Origin of the sequence: Caulobacter sp. (assembly GCF_965279145.1) — a bacterium.
GTDB lineage: Bacteria > Pseudomonadota > Alphaproteobacteria > Caulobacterales > Caulobacteraceae > Caulobacter.
The window spans coordinates 4,264,921-4,286,808 of the sequence record NZ_OZ257139.1 but is presented as its reverse complement, the minus strand read 5'-3'; the positions used below and the strand labels follow the sequence as shown (position 1 = coordinate 4,286,808).

Below are 21,888 nucleotides of genomic sequence, written 5' to 3'. Positions count from 1 at the left end.
CGGATTCAAATGATGATTCAAACGCCAATCATCATGCCCTAGAGTGACTGCCCGCGTAACGAATCTCCCCGATGAACAAACCTGTCCTTCCCCCCGGCGGTCCTGGCGACGGCGACCGCATCCTTGACGAGCCTCTGACCGAGGCCCTGTCGCGCCGCTATCTGGCCTATGCCCTGTCGACGATCAGTTCGCGGGCCCTGCCGGACGTGCGCGACGGGCTCAAGCCCGTCCACCGTCGCGTGCTGTACGCGATGAACAACATGCGCCTGAACCCGGAGTCCGCCGCGCGCAAGTGCGCCAAGGTGGTGGGTGAGGTGATGGGTAACTTCCACCCGCACGGCGACCAGTCGATCTATGACGCCCTGGTGCGCTTGGCCCAGGAGTTCGCTCAGCGCTTCCCGCTGGTCGAGGGCCAGGGCAATTTCGGCAATATCGACGGCGATAGCGCCGCGGCCATGCGCTACACCGAATGCCGCATGACGGAGGCGGCGACGCTGCTTCTGGACGGCATCGACGAGGACGCGGTCGATTTTCGTCCCACCTATGACGGCCAGGACGAGGAGCCGGTGGTCTTGCCGTCAGGTTTCCCCAACCTGCTGGCCAACGGCTCGTCGGGCATCGCGGTCGGCATGGCCACCTCGATCCCGCCGCACAATGCCGCCGAGCTGATCGACGCCTGCCAACTGTTGCTCGCTCGCCCCGACGCCACGACCGAAGACCTGCTGGAGCGCGTGCCCGGGCCTGATTTCCCGACCGGCGGCGTTATCGTCGAGCCGCGCGCCAGCCTGCTGGAAACCTACGAGACCGGCCGCGGCGGCGTTCGCGTCCGCGCCAAGTGGGAAAAGGAAGACACCGGTCGCGGGACCTATCAGATCGTCGTCACCGAGATCCCGTATCAGGTGAAGAAGTCGGATCTGGTCGAGCAACTGGCCGACCTGATCGAGAGCAAGAAGGCGGCCCTGCTGGGCGACGTGCGCGACGAGAGCGCCGAAGACATCCGGCTGGTGCTGGAGCCCAAGTCCAAGAACGTCGAGCCCGAAGTGCTGATGGAGAGCCTGTTCAAGCTCTCGGCGCTGGAAAGCCGCTTCCCGGTCAACATGAACGTGCTGGACGCGCGGGGCACGCCGGGCGTCATGGGCCTGAAGCAGGCCTTGATGGCGTTCCTGGCGCACCGCCGCGAGGTGCTGACCCGCCGGGCCAAACATCGCCTGGCCAAGATCGAAGCCCGTCTGCACATCCTGGACGGCCTGCTGATCGCCTATCTGAACCTCGACGAGGTGATCCGGATTGTCCGCTATGAGGACAAGCCCAAAGACAAGCTGATCGAGACCTTCAAGCTCTCGGACATCCAGGCCGACGCCATCCTCAACACCCGCCTGCGCCAACTGGCCAAGCTGGAGGAGATGGAGATCCGCCGCGAGCACGCCGAGCTGATGGAAGAGCGCGACGGCATCCTGGCCATGCTGGCCAGCGATGAGAAGCAATGGAAGCTGGTCGGCGAAGGCCTGGCCCATGTCCGCGCCGCGCTGCTGAAGATCAAGCATCCGCTGGACAAGGGCGGCCGTCCGACCGGCGCCATCGGCCGCTCGATCTTCGCCGACGCGCCCCTGGTCGACGCCGAGGCCGCCATCGAGGCGATGATCGTCCGTGAACCGATCACCATCATCCTGTCGGATCGCGGCTGGATCCGCGCCGCCAAGGGCAAGGTCGAGGATCCGTCCGAACTGAAGTTCAAGGAAGGCGACAAGCTGGGCTTCTTGGTCCCGGCCGAGACCACCGACAAGCTGCTGATCTTCAGCTCCGACGGCCGCTTCTTCACGATCGGCTGCGACAAGCTGCCGAGCGCGCGGGGCCATGGCGAGCCGCTGCGGATGATGATCGAGCTGGATGACAAGGTGAAGATCCTCGACGTCTTCCCCTACAAGGCTGGCCGCAAACGCATTCTGGCCTCGAAGCTGGGCTATGGCTTCCTGATGCCCGAGGAAGAAGCGCTCGCCAATCGCAAGGCCGGCAAGCAGGTTCTGACCGTCGACGCCGCCGGCGCCGCCTTCTGTCTGGAAGCCACGGGCGACCAACTGGGCGTCATCGGCGACAACGGCAAGATCCTGATCTTCCCGCTGGAAGAGCTGCCGGAAATGCCGCGCGGCAAGGGCGTCAAGCTGCAGGCCTATCGCGAGGGCGGCCTGCGCGACGCGCTGTCGTTCAACGCCGAGACCGGCGGCTACTGGATCGATGGGGCGGGCCGGCGTCGCGACTGGACCGACTGGCAGACCTTCGTCGGCAAGCGGGCCGGGGCCGGCAAGGTCGCGCCCAAGGGCTTCCCCACCTCGAAACGGTTCAAGCCGAAATGAACGGCGCGCGGCTGAGACGGAAGGCGATCGGATTTGTCGCCAGCCTGCTCGGCTGCGCCGCCGCGGCCGGCGGGGTTGTCGCTCAGCCCCTGCCGCACGCCAGGCCCGAGGCGGTCGGCTTTTCGTCGCCCAAGCTGAAGAAGCTGGACGAGGCCATGCAGGCCATGGTCGATCAGGGCCATGTGGCCGGGGCGGTGACGCTGCTGGCCCGCCACGGCCACATCGTGCAGACGGCCGCATTCGGCAAGCGGGGGCTGGAAACCGCCGACCCGATGCCGGCCAACGCCATCTTCCGCATCCGCTCGGAGACCAAGCCGGTCACCGGCGTGGCGATGATGATCCTGTATGACGAGGGCAAGTGGAAGCTGGACGATCCGGTCAGCAAGTACGTGCCGGAGTTCGCCAATCTGCGGGTCGTCAAGATGGACCCCGAGGGCCGCCCGATCCTGACGCCGATCTCGCGGCCGCCGACCATGCGCGAGCTGATGACCCATACGGCGGGCTTCGCCTATGGCATCGCCGACGACCCCTCCAGCCCCGCCGACCAGGCCTATTACAAGGCCGCCGTGCTGCAGTCGGGGTCACTGAATGAGCTGGTCAGCAAGGTCTCGACCCTGCCGATGTTCGCCGAGCCCGGGACCCTGTGGCGTTACAGCGTCGCCGCCGACATCCAGGGCTATATCGTCGAGAAACTGTCGGGCCAGTCGCTGCCGGTGTTCATGCAGGAGCGGATCTTCGCTCCGCTGGGCATGGGCGACACGGCCTTCTATGTGCCGCAGGAGAAGGTCGGCCGCCTGGCGGCTCTGTATGACGCCGACTCCGCCGGCCGCCTGATCCCGGCGGTCGAAGGGGCGTGGCGTGACGTCACCAAGCCGCCCCTGGCCCCGTCGGGCGGCGGCGGACTGGTCTCGACGGCCCATGACTTCGCCCGGTTCGCCCAGATGATCCTCAATGGCGGCGAGTTGGACGGGACGCGCATCCTGCAGCCGGAGACCGTGGCCCTGATGCGGCTCAACCAGCTGCCGGCCAGCTTCACGGTCACCACCAACGGAACGGCCGGGGTGCTGCAGCCCACGGCCAACGCCAAGCCTTTCCCGTTCGCGTTGGGCATGGGCTATGGCCTCGACGTCGCGGTGGCGGTGGATCCGGCGGCCTCGGGCGCTCCGGTCGGGCCCGGCACGATCAGCTGGGGCGGCAGCGCCGGCACCTGGTTCTGGATCGACCCGGCCAATGACCTGTTCTTCATCGGCATGATCCAGCGCCTGGGCGGGGTGGGTTCAGGTCTGGACGCCACGACCCGAACGCTGGTCTATCAGGCCCTGGAGCATCCGGAACAGTAGGCGGATCAGCGGGGGGCGCGGTCATGGGCAAGGGGCGGTTCGAGGCGTTCAGCGACGGCGTCCTGGCCATCATCATCACCATCATGGTGCTGGAGCTGAAGGTTCCGCATGGCGCAGAACTTTCGGCGTTGAAGCCCTTGATTCCGGTGTTCCTCAGCTATGTGCTGAGCTTCATCTATGTCGGCATCTACTGGAACAATCACCATCACATGCTGCATGCGGTGACCTCGGTCACCGGGCCGATCCTGTGGGCCAATCTGCACCTGCTGTTCTGGCTGTCCCTGGTGCCTTTCGTCACCGCGTGGATGGGCGAGAACCATTTCGCGTCCATACCCATCGCGCTCTACGGCGGCGTCATGCTGATGTGCGCCCTGGCCTTCATGTTGCTAGCCAGGCTGATGACCCGGCACGAGGGCGCGGACTCGAAACTGGCCCGGGCCTTCGGCAAGGACCGCAAGTCCAAGCTTTCGCTGGTGCTCTATGTGGCCGGCATCGCCCTGGCCTTCGTGAATTCGTGGATGGCTGTCGGCTGCTATGTGGCCGTGGCGGTGATCTGGTTCGTGCCCGACCGACGCATCGAACGCGTGCTGCGCGCGGACTAACTCCTGTTCCCCTTCTCCATTCAAACGGCCGTTTGCGCGAAGCCTCCAACCCGGTCATGTTGCCTGCAACAAGACCTGCGACAACAAGATTGGGGGAGGGGCGCATGAACCCGGCGGCTGAATTCGATATCATCGTCTATGGCGCCAGCGGCTTTACCGGCCGGCTGGTGGCGGAATATCTGGCCAGGCAGTACGGCGTCGGCGGCAAGCTGCGCTGGGCGATGGCGGGACGGAGCCTGGAAAAGCTGGCGGCCGTCCGCGACGAGATCGGCGCGCCCGCCGAGACGCCGCTGGTCACCGCCGACGCCGATGATCCCGATTCCCTCAAGGCCATGGTTGAGCGGACCAAGGCGGTGCTGACCACGGTCGGCCCTTACCAGCTATATGGTTCGGCCCTGGTGGCGGCCTGCGCCGAGGCCGGGACCGACTATCTGGACCTGTGCGGCGAGCCGGCCTGGATGCGCCATATGATCGATGCGCATCACGCCACGGCCCAGAAGACCGGCGCGCGGATCGTCTTCTCGTGCGGCTTCGATTCCATCCCGTTCGAGCTGGGCGTCTGGTTCCTGCAGGACGCGGCCAGGGCCACGCTGGGCGGACCTGTCCCGCGCGTGAAGGGCCGGGTTCGCGGCATGAAGGGCGGCTTCTCGGGCGGCACGGCCGCCAGCCTGAAGGCCACCATGGCCGCCGCCGCGCGCGACTCGGCGATCATCGAGCTGCTGAAGAACCCGTTCTCGCTGGTTCCGGGCTTCAAGGGGCCGGATCAGCCGTCAGGGAACAAGCCGATGCTGGATGAGGACCTCGGCGTCTGGGCCGCGCCGTTCGTGATGGCGGCGATCAACACCCGCAACGTCCACCGCTCCAACGCCCTGCTGGGCCAGGCCTATGGCGCCGACTTCGTCTATGACGAGATGATGCTGACCGGCCCGGGTGAGCAGGGTGAACAGATCGCCCGGATGATCGCCGCGTCCGACGGCGGACTGGGCGGCGAGGGCGGTCCCAGGCCCGGCGAAGGCCCCAGCAAGGAAGAGCGCGAGACGGGCTTCTACGACGTGCTGTTCCTGGGTATCGCGGCCGATGGCCGACAGATCCGCGCCTCGGTGAAGGGCGACAAGGACCCCGGCTATGGCTCGACGTCGAAGATGATCGCCGAGTCGGCGGTTTGCCTGGTGACCGAGGCGACAGATGTCCCCGGCGGGGTCTGGACGCCCGGCGCGGCCATGCAGCGCAAGCTGATCGATCGGCTGGAGGCCCATGCCGGGCTGAAGTTCGCGGTGGAATGATCCCTGTCCCCCAGGGGCGGGTGCAGGGGTCACGCGAGCGACATGCTCCGGGCCTAGAGAAAATCTCGCTGCGCAACCGAGGGGATTTCTCCTAAGGTCGCCTAAAACAAGTGTTCGAAAAGGTGGGGCTGATGGCTTTGCGTCGTTTGTTCGGGACCGCCGTCGCGGTCGGGTTCCTGGCGCTGGGCGCGCCGCTTTACGCGGCTCCCAAGAGCAGTCCGGCCGTCACCCTTGCGCCGGCCGCGCCCGAAAGCGTCGGCTTTTCCAGTGCTCGCTTGAAGACTCTGGACGCCAGCATGCAGGCGCTCGTGGATCAGGGCCATCTGCCCGGCGTGACCACCATGGTCGTGCGCCACGGCAAGGTCGTGGCCTTCGAGGTGCACGGCAAGAAGGGCTTCGACGGCCCGCCGATGACCAAGGACACCATCTTCCGGATCTATTCCCAGACCAAGCCGATCACCGGCGTGGCCATGATGATGCTGTTCGAGGAAGGCAAGTGGCGCCTGGACGACCCTGTCAGCAAGTACGTGCCCGAGTTCGCCAAGCTGCAGGTCTACAAGGGTCAGAACCCCGACGGGACCTTCATCACCGAGCCGGCCGCCCGCCCGCCGACGATGCGCGAGCTGATGAGCCATTCGGGCGGCTTCGCCTATGGTCTGGTTCCCGATAACCCCATCGACAAGGCCTATGTCTCGACCGGCGTGCTGGGTAGCAAGACCGGGCAGGAGTTCATCCAGAAGGTCGCGGCCCTGCCGCTGGTGGGCCAGCCGGGCGCGCAGTGGAAATACAGCGCCTCGGTCGATATCCAGGGCTTCATCATCGAGAAGCTGTCGGGAATGTCGCTGGCCGATTTCATGCGTACACGGATCTTTGAGCCGCTGAAGATGACCGACACCGGCTTCTACCTGCCGGCCGCCAAGTCTGATCGCCTGGCGTCGCTGTATCTGTGGGGTCCCAAGGAACAGAAGCTGGTTCCGGCCGCGGGCTTCATGGTGCTGGATATCAGCAAGCCGCCGGCCGTGGCCTCGGGCGGCGGCGGACTGGTCTCGACCAGCGCCGACTATGCCCGCTTCGCCCAGATGATCCTCAATGGCGGCGAGCTGGACGGCGCGCGGATCCTGTCGCCCAGCACGATCAAGCTGATGGGCGCCAACCACCTCAATGACGGCATCATGACCGGCAAGGAGGGCTCGTTCACCAATGCCCGGGGCCAGGGTTTTGGCCTGGACTTCATGGTGATCACCGATCCGGCCAAGGCCGGCACGCCGGCGGGCGAGGGCACGATCAGCTGGGGCGGCGCGGCCGGCACCTGGTTCTGGATCGATCCGAAGAACGACCTGTTCTTCCTGGGCATGATCCACATCCTCAACAAGGACGGCGATCCGGCCCTGCGCAATCTCGACGATATCAGCCAGCAGCTGGTCTATTCGGCGCTGGTCGATCCTTCGAAATAGCCAAGTTTAATCAATAAGAAGACGATTTAGGGAGAGAGCGCCATGAAGGCCGCCGTCTATTACGAAACCGGTTCGCCGGACGTGCTGCGCTATGAGGATGTCGCCGATCCGGTCTGCCACGCCTCGGGCGTGGTGATCCGGGTCGAGGCGGTCAGCATCGAGGGCGGCGACACCCTCAATCGCGGTGGCGGAGCGATGGCCGGCACGCCGCATATCGTCGGCTATCAGGCGGCCGGCGAGATCATCGAGGTCGGCGCCGACGTCACCCACCTGAAGGTCGGCCAGAAGGTCGTCACCGTGAACGCCTTCGGCTCACACGCCGAGCTGCGCTCGGTGCCCGCTCGCAACGCCTGGCCGATCCCGGAGGGCTTCGACCTGCACAAGGCCGCGGCCATGCCGGTGCCGTTCGGCACGGCGCATGAGTGCCTGTTCGGCGCGGGCCATCTGAAGGCCGGCGAGACCGTGCTGGTCCAGGCCGGGGCGGGCGCCGTCGGCATCGCCGCCATCCAGCTGGCCAAGCGGGCCGGCGCCACGGTTCTGGCCACCGCCTCCAGCGATGAGCGGCTGGAACGCCTGAAGGCCTTCGGTCTCGACCATGGCATCAATTACGGCCGCGATGACGTGGTCGAGCAGGTCATGAAGCTGACCGGCGGCAAGGGCGTCGACCTAGTGGTCGATCCGGTCGGCGGCGCGACGCTGAAGGGCAGCCTCGGCGCTCTGGGCTATCGGGGCCGCGTCTCGCTGGTCGGCAATGCCGGCCGCGAGCCCATGATGGTGGATGTCTCGTCGCTGATGGGCGGCAACCGCTCGCTGACGGGCGTGTTTCTGGGCGCCGAGATCATGACCGACCGCGTCCACGACATGATCCAACAACTGATCAACGAAGCCGCGCGAGGCGAGCTGCAGGTGGTTATCGACAGGACCTTCCCGCTGTCGGAAGCCGCCGCCGCCCACGCCTATATCGAGAGCCGCGCGGCCGTGGGCCGGGTGCTGTTGATCCCATGAGCCAGACCAATCGCGTGCTGGCCCACACCGGGGCCAAATATCCGATCGTCCAGGCCCCGATGGGCTGGATCGCGCGCTATCCCCTGGCCTCGGCGGTGTCGCGGGCCGGAGGGCTGGGCATCATCGAGACCTCGTCGGGCGAGACCGAGAACTGCAAGGCCGAGATCCGCAAGATGGCGGAAACGGGCCTGCCTTTCGGGGTGAACCTGCCGATCCTGTTCCTGCGCGATGACTCCATGCTGAAGTTCGTCTGCGAGAGCGGGGTCAAGTTCGTCACCACCTCGGCGGGCAGTCCGGCCAAGTTCATCGGCCCGCTGAAGGACGCCGGCATCGTCGTCTATCACGCGGTGCCCACCGTCGATGCGGCAGTCAAATGCGCCGAGGCCGGCATTGATGGCCTGGTGGTCGAGGGCGCCGAGGGGGGCGGCTTCAAGAACCCCGAAGAGGTCTCGACCCTGGTGCTGCTGCAGGCCATCCGCGCCCGGGTCGATGTGCCGCTGATCGCGGCCGGCGGCATCTGTGACGGACGCGGCATGGCCGCCGCCTTCGCCCTGGGCGCCGAGGCGATCCAGATGGGCACCCGCTTCGTCAGTTCGGCCGAAAGCCCGGTGCACGAGAACTACAAGGCCGCCATCACGGGCGGCAAGGAAACCGGCACCTGGATCCTCAACAAGAAGTCCAGTCCCTGCATCCGGGCCCTGAAGTCCGAGCGCACCAAGGCCATCTACGATGAAGGCCTGATGCCGCCCGACGCCCTGAAGGGCATCCTGGGCGTCTATTTCGGCGGCGACATGGAGGCCGCGCCCGCCCTGGCCGGTCAGACCATCGGCCTGATCGACGAGGTCAAGACGGCTCAGCAGATCATCGACGAGACCGTCGCCCAGTTCCACGACATCACCGGACGCCTCGGCGCCCTGGCCGCCACGCGCGGCTTCTGAAGGACATGACCATGAACAACCTCTTCTCGCTCGAAGGCCGCGTCGCGGTCGTCACCGGCGGTTCGCGCGGCATCGGCGCGATGATCGCCAAGGGCTTCCTCGTCTATGGCGCCAAGCGCGTCTACATCACCGCCCGCAAGGCCGCCGCCTGCGACGCGACGGCCGAGGAGCTCAGCCAGTATGGCGAATGCGTCTCGCTGCCGGGCGACATCTCGACCATGGAAGGCATCCAGGGCCTGGCCTCGCGCATCGCCGAGCGCGAGGACAAGCTGGACATCCTGGTCAACAACGCCGGCGCGGCCTGGGGCGCGGCGTTCGACGAGTTCCCCGAGAGCGGTTGGGACAAGACCGTCGATCTGAACATGAAGACGCCGTTCTTCCTGACCCAGGCCCTGATCGGCCAGTTGCGCGCGGCCGCCAAGGATCGCGTGGCCAAGGTGATCAACATCTGCTCGATCGACGGCCAGTCGGTGGCCAAGGAAGAGACCTATCCCTACGGCGCGTCCAAGGCCGGCCTGCTGCATCTGACCAAGCGGATGGCCCTGCGCCTGGCTCCCGAGAACATCGCCGTCAGCGCCATCGCGCCCGGCGCCTTCGCTTCGGACATGAACAAGGTCGCCCGCGATCATGCCGACGCGGTGTCCAAGGCCATTCCCGCCGGCCGGATCGGCACGGACGAGGACATGGCCGGCACAGCCATCTTCCTGGCCTCGCGGGCCGGCGACTATGTGATGGGCTCGGCCGTCACGGTGGACGGCGGGGTCAGCTTCGCGCGCTAAAATCCATTCTCCGCTCTCCCCGGCTTTCGCCGGGAAGAGCGGAAGAAAAGGCGCTAGAGGTCGTCCAGTATCGCCGGCTCGGCGTCGCTCATGTCCAGGTCGCGATCCTCGGCCTCGCGCGGGCCCAGCGCCCGTGGCGAGCGCGCACCGCGCTCGCGGGCCGACATCAGGGCCCAGCCGCCGGGCTTGAGGATTTCCAGGGGCGAGTAGCGGGCCTTGTAGGCCATCTTCTCGCTGCCCGGCACCCAGTAGCCCAGATACACATAGGGCAGGCCGGTCTGCTGGGCCTGGACCAGATGATCCAGGATGATGAACGAGCCCAGGCTGCGTTTGACCAGTTCGGGGTCATAGAAGCTGTAGACCAGCGACAGGCCGTCGAAGAGCACATCCACCAGCACGCAGGCGATCAGGTCGCCCGGGCCGCGGTCGTGCGAGCGGCGGCGATATTCGATCAGGTGGGTGCGGACCGCCGTATCCTCGACCATGGCCACATAGTCGGGCCAGGTCATTTCGGCCATGCCGCCATCGGCGTGGCGTGTCAGCAGGTAGCGGCGCAACAGCTCGAACTGCTCCAGCGTCGCCTCGGACTCGACCAGATGGCGTTCCAGGTCGCCGTTGCGGCTGAGCACCTTGCGCTCGGAGCGTGAGAAGACGTAGTCCGCCGCCGGCGCGCGGGCCGACTGGCAGGCGCGGCAGGTTTCGCACGCCGGGCGGTAGGCGATGTTCTGGGAGCGACGGAAGCCCACCTGGGTGAGGCTGTCATTGACCGTGGGGCCATCCGACAGGGGCAGGTGAGCAAAGACCTTTCGCTCTTCCCGGCCCGGCAGATAGGGGCATGGGGTCGGCGCCGTGAGAAAGAACCGAAGCTGTCGCGTCGGAAAATGCTGCGTCACGGAAGCGCCGTCTCCCTTCTAGCGGCTCTTTGCCGGCGGGTGATTAGGCGGCATCGCCGAGGTTTTCGCAAGCGGCGCCGAGACGCCGCGCGGCATCGCGTCACAGACCATCGGGCAGAACCGGCTTTTCGCGCAGCAGCACGATTGAAATGCGGCGATTGCCGGCAAGCGTGGGGTCGTCCGCATAGAGCGGCTCGGAATTGGCCTTGCCGGAGACCTGATAGATGCGGTCATCGGCGACGCCGGCGTTGCGCAGCACGGCGCGCGACGCGTCGGCGCGCGAGGCCGAAAGCGACCAGTCGCTGTCGCTGGCGCGGCCCTGGGCGTTGGCGCTGGTGTGGCCCGAGACGGTGATGCGGTTGGGCAGCTGGTTGACCACCTTGGCCACGGCGCGCAGCAGGATCCGGGCCCGGTCGTTGGGTTCGCGCGAGTTTTCCTTGAACATCGAGCGACCTTCCTGGTCGATCAGCTGGATGCGCAGGCCCTCGGGGGTCTGGTCGATCATGATCTGCTTGGACAGTTCGGCCAGCTCCGGCATGTCCTGCAGAGATTGGCGCAGCGACTGGGCGGCCGAGGCGAAGCTGTCCTGTTCCTTCTTGGCCAGGGCGTCGCGGAGCGCCTGCTCGCTGGCCGAGTCGAGGCTGGCCTGGGTCGAGCTCTGGCCGTCCTTCTGGATGTCGTCGGGGGCCTCGGGGGCCATCTGCTGAACAACCGACATCTTGCCGTCGGCCTTGGCGCCGTCGTCGCCCAGCGAGGTGCCGCCCAGGATGCCGCCCGAACCGCTGGTGGTGGACGAGATGCTGGCGGGCGCGAAATAGTCGGCGATGCCCTGCTTTTGCTCGGGGCTGGTCGAGTTCAGCAGCCACATCAGCAGGAAGAAGGCCATCATCGCGGTCACGAAGTCGGCATAGGCGACTTTCCAGGCGCCGCCGTGGTGGCCGCCGCCGACCACCTTCTTGACCTTCTTGATAATGATCGGCTGTTCGGCGCTGACGGCCATAGTGCTTAAGCCTGCTTAACCCTGTCGTCGGAAGTTGACCTGTGGACGTTAAGATGGGGTTGCGAAGCGGGTCATTGCAGGCGAAATCGCGGGCTCCTCACGAGCGCCTCAGGCGAAAGTGTCGGCGGTTCTCCGCGCGACGCGCTCATGGCCATTAGATTGAGCCGTGGGTCCGATCGGACCCGCAGGCGCGGGAGTGATCGACATGAAGACGGCGTTTATCGGCCTGGGCGTGATGGGCTACCCGATGGCGGGTCACCTGAAGGCCGCCGGCCGCGAGGTTTCCGTCTTCAACCGTAGCCCCGACAAGGCCCGGGCGTGGTCGGTCGAGCATGGCGGTCCGGCGTTCGAGACGATCGCCGAGGCGGTGGCGGGCTGTGATCTTGTCGTGCTGTGCGTCGGCAATGACGACGACGTCCGCGGCGTCGTGGCGCAGGCCTTGCCGGCGATGGCGGCGGGCGGCGTGATCGTCGACCACACCACGACCTCCGCCGTCGTCGCCCGCGAGATGGCCAGGCTGGCGGAGGAGGGCGGCCGGTCCTTCATCGACGCGCCGGTCTCAGGCGGTCAGGCAGGGGCGGTGAACGGCCAGCTGACGATCATGGCGGGCGGCGACGAGGCGGCCTTCGCCCGGATCGAACCGGTCATCGCCGCCTACGCCAAGGCCATCCGCCGGATCGGCGATGTCGGCGCGGGCCAGTTGACCAAGATGTGCAACCAGATCGCCATCGCCGGCGTGATCCAGGGCGTCGCCGAGGCGCTGCACTTCGCCAAGCGCGCCGGCCTGCCGACCGACGACGTGCTGGCCGCCATCTCCAAGGGCGCGGCGCAGTCGTGGCAGATGGAGAATCGCTGGGCGACCATGGCCCAGGGCAAGTTCGACTTCGGCTTCGCCGTCGATCTGATGCGCAAGGATCTGGGCATCGCCCTCGACGAAGCCGCGCGCAACAACGCCCGCCTGGAGGTCACCGCGATGATCGACGACTTCTACGGCGAGGTTCAGGCCCTTGGCGGCCATCGCTGGGACACATCCAGCCTGGTCGCCCGGCTGGAGCGCTAGCGCTATTCCGCCGCCATCGCCGGGGTGAACGCGTCGCGCAGACCCTGCAGGCGCTCGCGGTTGTCATGGTCCCAGGGATGGAAACCGGGGCGATACCAGGCCCAGTATTCCCGCGCGCAACGGCGGAACAGGCCGGGCGTCCCGAACAGGAACCACAGCACCCTGGCGCGGGCGACGCCCGGCTTCATGCCGTCGGCGGCCAGCAGGTCGGAGGCGTAGCGGGTGATGTTGCGGGTGAACATGATGCTGATCAGCACCATCACCCGGACGCGCAGGCGATAGCGGTTCCGCGGCGTCCAGTCCTTGGTGACCTCCTGGAAGACGTCGAAGGCCACGGCCTTGTGTTCGGTCTCTTCAAGGGCGTGCCACTGCCACAGGCGCTTCATCTCGGGGTCGGTGTTCTCGAACAGGTCGTCGTTGCGCATGAACGAGTCGGCCATCATCGAGGTGAAGTGCTCCAGCGCGATGGTCGCGCCCAGCATCGCCATCGGGCCCTTGCCGCGCACCATGGTGGTGCGCTCCTTCACCTGGGCCTCGATGGCGGCGACGGGATAGCGGGCGCGGTCCAGGCCGCCGTTCATCGCCACGTGCTCGCGCGAATGGATGGCTTCCTGGGTGATGAAGGCCTTGGCGTCGTCCAGCAGCTTGCCCGACAGCTTGGGGCGATAGTGGCGCACCGCGTCCATGAACAGGCGCTCGCCGTCGGGGAAGGTGAGGGACAGGGCGTTGAACACCGCCGTACCCACGACATCGCCGCCCAGCCAGGCGCCCTTGCCGACGGCCTGGGTGTCGAAATGCAGGTCGCGCGGGATGACCTGGACGTCCTGGGGAGTGTTGCGCGGCGCGGCCATGGCGTTCGTTCCTGCCTCGGGATAGGGCTTGTCTCCGCAAGCCCGTCTCTAAAATGGCCTTACCGACAAAAATGTCAATAGAGTCCTCCTTACCTCGCGCCCGGCAACGGCGTTCTCCCGAAGCGTCGCGCGACAACATCCTGGCGGCGGCCGAGACGATCCTGCTGGCCTCCGGGCCGCAGGACCTGAAGCTGGTCGAGGTGGCCAAGGGGGCGGGGGTGGCCAACGCCACCGTGCTGCACCACTTCGGTTCGATCGACGGCGTGCAGACGGCGTTGATGGAGCGGATGATCCGGCAACTGGTCGACGAGGTGATCGCCATCACCGCGACCAACGGCGATGCGGCCGTTCTGGCTGGCGACGGGATGCGGGCGCTGTTCGACGCGTTCGAGGCCAAGGGGGCGGCGCGCCTGGCCGCCTGGCTGGTGCTGACGGGCGAGGCGTCGCGGATGACCAGCGTGCGCGGGGCGGTTCAGGAGGTCATAGACGCCCGCATCAATCAGGTGGCCGGCGTCTCGGTCGAGATCCTGGGCGACTTTATCCTGGGCTGCGTGACCTTCGCCCTGGGGGTCGGATTGTTCGGGCCGCCGCTGAGTGACCTGCTGGGCAAGCCGCAGGGCCGGGCGCGCGACGTGGCCCTGGGCATACTGCAGGCTCGCCTGGACGCGGCGACGGTTTAAAGCGCGGCGAGCACCACGCGCATCAGCGGCGCCAAGGCGATGTGGCCCGGATCGGCGATGTCGATCCAGGCCATGGCCTCGATCTCGGCGCGCACAGCGATCTCGCCCTCGACCGTGGCCAGATAGGTCGCCGCCCGCACCGTGAAGCCGGGCTCGTTGGCGGCGGGAGCTTCGAACCGGCCCAGAAGTTGGGCCTCGACCAGCCGGCAGCCCAGTTCTTCGTCGAGTTCCCGGGCCAGGGCCGTCAGGTCATCCTCGCCCGGCTCGCGCTTGCCGCCGGGTTTCATGAAGATGGCCGTGCCGCGTTTGCGCACCACCAGCATCCGGCCGGCGTCGTCGCGGATCACGGCGGTGACGATGTCGATGGTCTTGGCGGGCACTAGCCCAGTTTCTCCGCCGCCCACGGCGCGAAATAGGTGATGATGCCGGCCGCGCCGGCGCGCTTGAAGGCGGTCAGGCTCTCGAGGATGGCGCGCTCCTCGTCGATCCAGCCGTTCATCCCGGCGGCCTTGATCATCGCGTACTCGCCCGAGACCTGGAAGGCGTAGGTGGGCATGCGGAACTCGTCGACCAGGCGGCGCAGGATATCCAGATAGGGCATGCCCGGCTTGACCATGACCATGTCGGCGCCCTCGGCGATGTCGAGGGCGACCTCGCGGATGGCTTCCTCGGTGTTGGCCGGGTCCATCTGGTAGGTCTTCTTGTCGCCCTGGCCGCCGGCCAGTTTGGCCGAGCCGATGGCGTCGCGGTACGGGCCGTAGAAGGCCGAAGCGTACTTGGCGGCGTAGGACATGATCAGGGTGTCCTGGAAGGCCGCGCCCTCAAGAGCCGCACGAAGCGCGCCGATGCGGCCGTCCATCATGTCCGACGGAGCCAGGATGTCGGCGCCGGCCTGCGCCTGCATCAGCCCCTGTTCGATCAGGCGCTCGATGGTCGGGTCGTTGAGGATCCTGCCGCCCTCGACCACGCCGTCATGGCCGTGGTCGGTGAAGGGGTCGAGCGCCACGTCGCACATGATGCCGACCTCGGGGGCGGCGTCCTTCATGGCTTTCACGGCGCGGGGGATGACGCCGTTCGGATCGGCGGCGATCGAGCCGGTCGAGTCCTTACGGGCCCCGTCGATGTGCGGGAAGATGGCGATGGCCGGGATGCCCAGATCGCGGGCCCGCACGGCGGCCTTGGCGGCTTCCTTGACGCTCAGGCGCTCGACGCCCGGCATCGAGCCGACGGGGATCACGCCTTCGCCTTCGTGCACGATCATCGACCAGATCAGGTCGGACGGGCGAACCTCGGTCTCGCGGACGAGGCGGCGGGTCCAGTCAGCCTGGCGAACACGACGCAGGCGGGTGGCGGGGTAGGGGGCGAGCGGGGGCGTGGTCATGCTTCACGGTTTCGCGCGGGAGGCGGCGCGAGGCAAGGCGCCACGGCCCTTAAGGAGCCGCGCGGCTGGCCATGTTGTAGCCGCTGTCGATGCGGGTCCAGACCTGCGACTTGCACAGCAGGTTGCCGATCACGCAGCCCTTGGCCTTCATGGTCTTGCCGTCCAGCAGCTCGGCGGTGCCCTGGAAGGTCATCTTCAGGGTGGGCACGTAGACCTTGCCGCGCATGCCGCCGGCCTTTTGCGGCTCGAAGTCGCGCAGCAGCTGCTGGCCGATCAGAGTGTCGGAGCCGCTCTTGCGAGCGTCGGCCTGCGCCTTGGCGCTGGCCCAGACCACGATGCCGCAGGTGCTGGGACCGCAGTCCTTGATTTCCAGGTGAACCGTGTCGTGAGGATTGCGCCAGACGCCATAGGTGCGCGCGATGTCATCCTCGCCGGCGGCCTGGGCCGCGGCCGAACCCAAAGCCAGGGTCGCCGTCAGGACGGCAAAAGCCAATTTCACGATACGCATCCAGAAAACCGACGCCTCTTCGAAGGGCGTGATTTGAGGCTGCGGGACAAGGTTAGCAAGGGGCGGTCGTGATTCCGCCGATTCACGTCGTGTAACGGAGGATTTCAGGCCACACCCCAGGTCGGGGCTGGACCGCCCCGACGGCGTCCTTTCGGGCGTCGTCGGAGGGACCCGAATGTTCAGGAATAGACGAAGCAGGGATCGTCCAGGTCGATGGCCGGCAGCTCGTCCTTTTCCAGCCAGTAGTCCTGGGTGTGACGCCATTCCGGCTTGTCGCCGGCCTTGGGCAGCAGATGCATGCCGCGCATCAGATAGCCGGGATTGAAGTTCTCCGGATCGATCCAGTCCGACAGCGGCATGTCCTTGTCTTGCGGACGCAGCGCGACCTGGACTTCCTTGGCGCCCTTCTCGTCCATGTGGGCCAGCAGGCGGCAGACGAAGTCGGCGATCAGGTCGGCCCGCAGGGTCCAGCTGGCGCGGAAATAGCCAAAGACCCAGACCATGTTGGGCAGGCCGGTGAACATCATGCCGCGATAGGTGACGGTCTCGGCGAAGGTCAGCGGCTTGCCGTCCACGCTGAAGGCGATGTCGCCCAGGACGTTCAGGTTGAAGCCGGTGGCGGTGATGATGATGTCGGCGTCGAGGGTTTCGCCCGACTTCAGCAGCAGGCCGGTCGGGGTGAAGCGCTCGATCTCGTCGGTGACGATCGAGGCCTTGCCCGACGCGATTCCCTGGAACAGATCGCCGTCCGGCACGAAGGCGATCCGCTGGCGCCAGGGGCGATAGCGGGGCGTGAAGTGCTTTGCGATGTCGAAGTCCTCGCCCAGGAAAGCCTTCACGCCCTCCAGCAACTCGGCCTTGACGACTTCCGGCTCGGCGACGGCGCGGTGGGTGAACATCTCCTGGTCGAACAGGGCCTTGCGACGCACGATCTCGTGGATCCAGGTCTCGTCGATCTGCAGTTCGCGCAGGGTGTTGGCCAGGTCGTTCTCGTTACGGCCGGGCACGAAATAGGTCGGCGAGCGCTGCAGCAGGGTGACATGGGCGCAGTCGCCAGCGATGGCCGGCACCAGGGTCGCCGCCGTGGCGCCCGAGCCGATCACAACGACCTTCTTGCCCTTGTAGTCCAGGTCCTTGGGCCACTCCTGCGGGTGGATGATCTGGCCCTTGTAGTCGCTCATGCCGGGCCATTGCGGCGTGTAGCCCTGCAGCTGGCGATAGTAGCCCTGGCACATCCACAGAAAGCCCGTCGTAAAGCGCTGGGTCGAGCCGTCGCCGCGCGTGACCTCCAGGGTCCACAGCTTGTCCTGGCTGGACCAACTGGCCTGGGTGATCTTGTGCCGATAGCGGATGTGGCGCGCCAGATCGTTGTCAGCGATGACCTCGCCCATATAGGTCAGGATCTCGGCGGCGCTGGCGATCGGCGGTCCGACCCAGGGCTTGAAACGATAGCCGAAGGTGTAGAGGTCGCTGTCCGAACGGATGCCGGGATAGGTGTGGCTGCGCCACGTGCCGCCGAAGTCCTCCAGGGCCTCGAGCACCACGAAGCTGGCGCCCGGGCGTTGCTGGGTCAGGTGATAGGCTCCGCCGACGCCGGATATGCCCGCGCCCACGATGATGACGTCGAAATGTTCGGTCTGGGTCTTGTCGGACGCTCTTTCGAGCGTGGCGGTTTGGGTCATGTGGCGCCTCCTGCAGTCGGCGGACCTGTCGGCCGCGCCGTGTTTCTCTCCCGGACGCCTCTTTCGGACGCCTAACTAATCACTGTAAACTTGAGGCTGACGTCCTGTTTGACATGGATCAAGCAGTTTCTTCGAGCGCATCGTTGGTCACGCGGCCGAGGGCTCATTGACAAGGGTTACAGCGCGCGGCACGTCAGCGCCAAGACGATGAGGGCGCATATGCCCCTGACGGGAGGATTTCGCGCATGGATTTCGCGCTGACCGAAGATCAGGCCGCCATCCAGGAGGCCGCTCGCGTCTTCGCCGAGGGACAGCTTGCCCCGCATTCCGCCGAGTGGGACGAGAAGAAGCACTTCCCGGTCGACGTGCTGCGTCAGGCCGCCGAACTGGGCTTCGCCGGCATCTATGTGCAGGAAGACGTGGGCGGCACGGGCCTGTCGCGCCTCGACGCCTCGATTATCTTCGAGGCGCTGTCCTACGGCGACGTGCCGACGGCGGCCTATCTCACCATCCACAACATGGCCTCGTGGATGATCGACCGGTTCGGATCCGAGGATCTGCGCCAGCGCTATCTGCCGCGCCTGACGACCATGGAGCTGATCGCCAGCTATTGCCTGACCGAGCCGGGCTCAGGCTCCGACGCGGCCAATATGCGCACCAGCGCCAGGCTGGAGGGCGACCACTACGTCCTGAACGGCGGCAAGGCCTTCATCTCGGGCGGCGGCGTGTCTGACGTTTATGTGGTGATGGCCCGCACCGGCGGCGACGGCGCCAAGGGCGTTTCAGCCTTCGTGGTCGAGAAGGGGACGCCGGGTCTCACCTTCGGCGCCAATGAGCGCAAGATGGGCTGGAATAGCCAGCCGACCGCCCAGGTCAATTTCGACGACTGCCGCGTGCCGGTCGCCAACCGCATCGGCCAGGAAGGCGAGGGCTTCCGCTTCGCCATGATGGGCCTGGACGGCGGGCGCCTGAACATCGCCTCGTGCTCGCTGGGCGGCGCGCAACTGGCCCTGGACACCGCCAAGGCCTATCTTGAGACCCGCAACCAGTTCGGCAAGCCGCTGAAGGACTTCCAGGCCCTGCAGTTCAAGCTGGCCGACATGGCGACTGAACTGGAAGCCGCCCGCCTGATGGTGCGCCGCGCGGCCCATGCGCTCGACAACAAGGACCCGCAGGCCACCAAGCTGTGCGCCATGGCCAAGCGCTTCGCCACCGACGCCGGCTTCCAGGTGGCCAATGACGCGCTGCAGCTGCACGGCGGCTACGGCTATCTGCAGGACTATCCGCTGGAGCGCATCGTCCGCGACCTGCGGGTGCACCAGATCCTGGAAGGCACCAACGAGATCATGCGCGTCATCATAGCGCGCGAGATCTTTCGGCAGTAGAGCCTGCGCCAGCCCTTCGCAGAACCCAGGACCTGACGTGATCTATCTCTGCCGCCACGGCCAGACCGAGTGGAACCGCGAACGCCGCCTGCAGGGCCAGACCGAGGCCGACCTGACGCCTCTGGGCCGGCGGCAGGCCGCCGCCATGGCCGACCTGCTGCATGACCAGATCGCGGGGGAGCCGTCCGCCGACTGGCGGATCGTCGCCAGCCCGCTGCGGCGGGCCCGCGATACGGCCCAGGCGATCGCCGACCGGCTTGGCATGACGGTCGCGTTCGATGATCGGCTGATGGAACTGACGGTCGGCGAATGGGAAGGGCGTCTCTACGCCGATGTGCATCGCGAAAACCCCGAGGCCTTCAAAAGTCCCGAGTGGTTCTTCACCGCGCCCGGCGGCGAGACCTATGAGCAGGTGATGGCGCGGGTGTCTGACTGGCTGGCCGAGCAGGCGCCCGAACCGGAGCGTCGGCTGATCGTGGTCAGCCACGGCATCGCGGGACGCCTGCTGCGCGGCGCCTATGCCGGCCTGTCGCGCGACGAGACCCTGGCCCAGGACGTGCCGCAGGACGCGCTCTTTCGCCTGAGCGCGGGCCAGATCCACCGCCTGGACTGCGAACCCGTCGAGGAACCCGCATGATGAACGACCCCGCCGAGATCATTGTCCGCGTTCATAAAAACGTCGGCCGCATCACCCTCAATCGGCCCAAGGCCCTGCACGCCCTGACCCTGGGCATGTGCGAAAAGATGATCGACACCCTGGTCGAGTGGCAGGCCGATCCCGAGATCGACATGGTCATGATCGACCACACCGGCGAGCGCGGCTTCTGCGCCGGCGGCGACATCCGCATGCTGGCCGACAGCGGGGCGGGCGACGGCGTCGCGGCGCGCCAGTTCTTCCACACGGAATACCGGCTCAACCACCTGATGTTCCACTATGACCGCCCGATCGTGGCGATCATGGACGGGGTGGTGATGGGCGGCGGAGTCGGCATCTCGATGCCGGCCCACTACCGGATCGCCACCGAGCGGACGACCTTCGCCATGCCCGAGACGGGCATTGGCCTGTTTCCCGATGTGGGCGGTGGCTGGTATCTGCCGCGTCTGCCGGGCAAGGCGGGGCTGTGGCTGGCCCTGACCGGGGCGCGGATCAAGGGCGCGGACTGTCTGCGTCTGGGGATCGCCACCCACTTCGTCGAGTTCGGCGCGATCGAGGGCCTGAAGAAGGCGATCACCGCCGATCACCGCCGCATCGACGAGACGCTGAAGATGTTCCGCGCCGACGCCGGCAAGGCGCCGCTGGCCAGCATCGAACAGGATCTCAACCGCCTGTTCGTCGGGGGCAGCGTAGAAGAGATCTTCGAGTTCCTGGAGATGGACTCCAGCGACTGGGGCAAGGCCCAACTGGCGATCCTGAAGACCAAGTCGCCCCAGACCCTGAAGGTGGCCTTCCGGCAACTGGAGTTGGGCGAGGCGGCCGAGGACTTCGCCGAGCACATGGCGATGGAATACCGGATCGGCTCGCGCGTGGTCCGCATGCACGACTTCATCGAGGGGGTGCGGGCGGTTATCATCGACAAGGACAATGCGCCCCGGTGGTCGCCCGCCACGCTTGAGGGCGTCACCGACAGCCTGCTTGACGAGATTTTCGCGCCGCTTCCACCGGGCGAGGAGTGGACACCGCTGACGTAGCGGATGTCGTGCGCTATCGTGCCGCGCAACCAGAACAAGCCTTGGTTCGGAAGGAATGCCATGCGTAAGCCGCTTCTCAGTCTCGTCGCCGTGCTCGCACTCGCCGCGTGCGCCACGACGCCCATGGGACCGCCGCCTCCGCCCCCGCCGCCTTCGGGCCCTGTGGCCGTCGCCATTCCGGCCAATATCGCCGCCGCGGTCTCCGATCCGGCGCGTCCTGCCGCCGACATGGTCCGCGACGCCGATCGCCTTCCCGCCGAGATCCTGACCTTCGCGGGCGTCAAGACGGGCGGCAAGGTGGCCGATTTGATCCCGGGCGGCGGCTATTTCACCCGCATCTTCTCCAAGGCGGTCGGCGCCAAGGGGCGTGTCTACGCCTATGTGCCTGACGAACTGACCAAGATGGCCAAGCGCGAACCGGCGGTGAACGCCATCGCCCGGGACCCCGCTTACAAAAACGTGACGGTGATCCTGAACACGCTCCCCAACTTCTCGGCGCCCGAGAAGCTGGATCTGGTGTTCACGGCCCAGAATTATCACGACATGCACGACAAGTTCATGGGCCCAGCCGATCTGTCGGCCGTCAACAAGGCCGTGTTCCGCTCGCTGAAGCCGGGCGGCGTGTTCCTGGTCATCGACCACTCGGCCGAAGCCGGCTCGGGCCTGCGCGACACCGAGACCCTGCACCGTATCGACTCGGCGGTGGTCAGGTCGGAAGTCACCGCGGCTGGTTTCATCTTCGAGGGCGAGAGCAAGATCCTTCGTGATCCGGCCGACGCCCGCAAGGTCAGCGTGTTCGACCCGTCGATCCGCGGCAAGACCGACCAGTTCGTCTACAAGTTCCGCAAGCCGGCCTCGGCGCGTTGAGGCCTTGCGTCCTTCGAGGCCCGCTTTGCGGGCGCCTCAGGATGAGGGACGTCTTCTGGCTTCCTCATCCTGAGGTGCGAGCCATAGGCGAGCCTCGAAGGACGCACTGACAATGACAAGAGCCGCGCCCATGAGGCGCG

21 protein-coding genes and 1 pseudogene are annotated in these 21,888 nt (G+C 66.7%); 14 read left to right on the top strand and 8 right to left on the bottom strand.

All coding sequences use genetic code 11. The annotated features are described in order from the left end of the window. Positions 1-71: 71 nt before the first annotated feature. From parC to ACQY9P_RS20035, 8 genes are all read left to right on the top strand, one after another. Entirely contained in the window at positions 72-2,351 is a 2,280-nt protein-coding gene (gene parC / locus ACQY9P_RS20070; protein ID WP_421737477.1) for a DNA topoisomerase IV subunit A, read from the top strand. Next, complete coding sequence (locus ACQY9P_RS20065) at positions 2,348-3,691, top strand: serine hydrolase domain-containing protein (protein WP_421737478.1); 1,344 nt, start codon at positions 2,348-2,350, stop codon at positions 3,689-3,691. Before parC ends, ACQY9P_RS20065 begins: the two co-directional genes overlap by 4 nt. A gap of 23 nt (positions 3,692-3,714) precedes the next feature. Continuing rightward, entirely contained in the window at positions 3,715-4,293 is a 579-nt protein-coding gene (locus tag ACQY9P_RS20060) for a TMEM175 family protein (RefSeq protein ID WP_421737479.1), read from the top strand. A 104-nt stretch (positions 4,294-4,397) separates the two neighbouring features. Further along, positions 4,398-5,576, top strand: a complete 1,179-nt coding sequence (locus ACQY9P_RS20055; protein WP_421737480.1) for a saccharopine dehydrogenase family protein — start codon at positions 4,398-4,400, stop codon at positions 5,574-5,576. 131 nt (positions 5,577-5,707) lie between these two features. Next, the gene (locus ACQY9P_RS20050; RefSeq protein ID WP_421737481.1) at positions 5,708-7,030 is read left to right on the top strand and encodes a serine hydrolase domain-containing protein; all 1,323 of its coding nucleotides are present in this window, start codon (positions 5,708-5,710) and stop codon (positions 7,028-7,030) included. A gap of 42 nt (positions 7,031-7,072) precedes the next feature. Next, the gene (locus tag ACQY9P_RS20045; RefSeq protein ID WP_421737482.1) at positions 7,073-8,035 is read left to right on the top strand and encodes a quinone oxidoreductase family protein; all 963 of its coding nucleotides are present in this window, start codon (positions 7,073-7,075) and stop codon (positions 8,033-8,035) included. Beyond that, complete coding sequence (locus ACQY9P_RS20040; RefSeq protein WP_421737483.1) at positions 8,032-8,973, top strand: NAD(P)H-dependent flavin oxidoreductase; 942 nt, start codon at positions 8,032-8,034, stop codon at positions 8,971-8,973. Before ACQY9P_RS20045 ends, ACQY9P_RS20040 begins: the two co-directional genes overlap by 4 nt. Before the next feature lie 11 nt (positions 8,974-8,984). After that, on the top strand, positions 8,985-9,752 hold the full coding sequence (locus ACQY9P_RS20035; protein WP_421737484.1) for an SDR family NAD(P)-dependent oxidoreductase: 768 nt from the start codon (positions 8,985-8,987) through the stop codon (positions 9,750-9,752). A 53-nt stretch (positions 9,753-9,805) separates the two neighbouring features. Here ACQY9P_RS20035 and ACQY9P_RS20030 read toward each other — a convergent pair whose 3' ends face one another. Continuing rightward, on the bottom strand, positions 9,806-10,645 hold the full coding sequence (locus tag ACQY9P_RS20030) for an arginyltransferase (protein ID WP_421737485.1): 840 nt from the start codon (positions 10,643-10,645) through the stop codon (positions 9,806-9,808). 100 nt (positions 10,646-10,745) lie between these two features. After that, a complete protein-coding gene (locus ACQY9P_RS20025) occupies positions 10,746-11,645 on the bottom strand; it encodes a flagellar motor protein MotB (RefSeq protein WP_421737486.1) in 900 nt (299 codons plus the stop codon). A 205-nt stretch (positions 11,646-11,850) separates the two neighbouring features. Between ACQY9P_RS20025 and ACQY9P_RS20020 the strand changes: the two genes are divergently transcribed. Further along, the gene (locus ACQY9P_RS20020; RefSeq protein ID WP_421737487.1) at positions 11,851-12,705 is read left to right on the top strand and encodes an NAD(P)-dependent oxidoreductase; all 855 of its coding nucleotides are present in this window, start codon (positions 11,851-11,853) and stop codon (positions 12,703-12,705) included. 2 nt (positions 12,706-12,707) lie between these two features. Here the strand turns inward: ACQY9P_RS20020 and ACQY9P_RS20015 are convergent, their stop codons facing one another. Further along, positions 12,708-13,556: a metal-dependent hydrolase gene (locus ACQY9P_RS20015; RefSeq protein WP_421737488.1), complete on the bottom strand. Its 849-nt coding sequence runs from the start codon at positions 13,554-13,556 to the stop codon at positions 12,708-12,710. 71 nt (positions 13,557-13,627) lie between these two features. On the opposite strand from ACQY9P_RS20015, the gene ACQY9P_RS20010 reads away from it, so the two are divergent. Next, positions 13,628-14,236 (top strand): TetR/AcrR family transcriptional regulator, encoded by a 609-nt coding sequence (locus tag ACQY9P_RS20010; protein WP_421737489.1) that lies wholly within the window; start codon positions 13,628-13,630, stop codon positions 14,234-14,236. Here the strand turns inward: ACQY9P_RS20010 and ACQY9P_RS20005 are convergent. The 4 genes from ACQY9P_RS20005 to ACQY9P_RS19990 form a co-directional block, all read right to left on the bottom strand. Next, positions 14,233-14,616 (bottom strand): NUDIX hydrolase, encoded by a 384-nt coding sequence (locus ACQY9P_RS20005; RefSeq protein WP_421737490.1) that lies wholly within the window; start codon positions 14,614-14,616, stop codon positions 14,233-14,235. The genes ACQY9P_RS20010 and ACQY9P_RS20005 overlap by 4 nt on opposite strands. After that, entirely contained in the window at positions 14,616-15,617 is a 1,002-nt protein-coding gene (gene hemB / locus ACQY9P_RS20000) for a porphobilinogen synthase (RefSeq protein WP_421737491.1), read from the bottom strand. Before hemB ends, ACQY9P_RS20005 begins: the two co-directional genes overlap by 1 nt. 49 nt (positions 15,618-15,666) lie before the next feature. After that, complete coding sequence (locus ACQY9P_RS19995) at positions 15,667-16,125, bottom strand: DUF2147 domain-containing protein (protein WP_421737492.1); 459 nt, start codon at positions 16,123-16,125, stop codon at positions 15,667-15,669. Between the two features lie 179 nt (positions 16,126-16,304). Then, positions 16,305-17,807, bottom strand: a complete 1,503-nt coding sequence (locus tag ACQY9P_RS19990; RefSeq protein ID WP_421737493.1) for a flavin-containing monooxygenase — start codon at positions 17,805-17,807, stop codon at positions 16,305-16,307. A 245-nt stretch (positions 17,808-18,052) separates the two neighbouring features. Here ACQY9P_RS19990 and ACQY9P_RS19985 point away from each other — a divergent pair, with 245 nt between their 5' ends. From ACQY9P_RS19985 to ACQY9P_RS19970, 4 genes are read left to right on the top strand one after another with little or no spacing between them, the layout of a single operon-like run. Beyond that, positions 18,053-19,192, top strand: coding sequence for an isobutyryl-CoA dehydrogenase (locus ACQY9P_RS19985; RefSeq protein ID WP_421737494.1), 1,140 nt, complete (start codon positions 18,053-18,055; stop codon positions 19,190-19,192). Positions 19,193-19,229: 37 nt separating this feature from the next. Beyond that, positions 19,230-19,829, top strand: a complete 600-nt coding sequence (locus ACQY9P_RS19980) for a histidine phosphatase family protein (protein ID WP_421737495.1) — start codon at positions 19,230-19,232, stop codon at positions 19,827-19,829. Next, positions 19,829-20,881 carry an enoyl-CoA hydratase/isomerase family protein gene (locus ACQY9P_RS19975; protein WP_421738289.1) on the top strand — a complete coding sequence of 351 codons (1,053 nt, stop codon included), beginning with the start codon at positions 19,829-19,831 and terminating at the stop codon, positions 20,879-20,881. The genes ACQY9P_RS19980 and ACQY9P_RS19975 overlap by 1 nt, the downstream gene beginning before the upstream one ends. Before the next feature lie 60 nt (positions 20,882-20,941). Beyond that, positions 20,942-21,748: a class I SAM-dependent methyltransferase gene (locus tag ACQY9P_RS19970; protein WP_421737496.1), complete on the top strand. Its 807-nt coding sequence runs from the start codon at positions 20,942-20,944 to the stop codon at positions 21,746-21,748. Here ACQY9P_RS19970 and ACQY9P_RS19965 read toward each other — a convergent pair. Next, positions 21,715-21,880: pseudogene (locus tag ACQY9P_RS19965) on the bottom strand (hypothetical protein). The gene ACQY9P_RS19970 and the pseudogene ACQY9P_RS19965 sit on opposite strands and share 34 nt — an antisense overlap. Positions 21,881-21,888 lie beyond the last annotated feature (8 nt).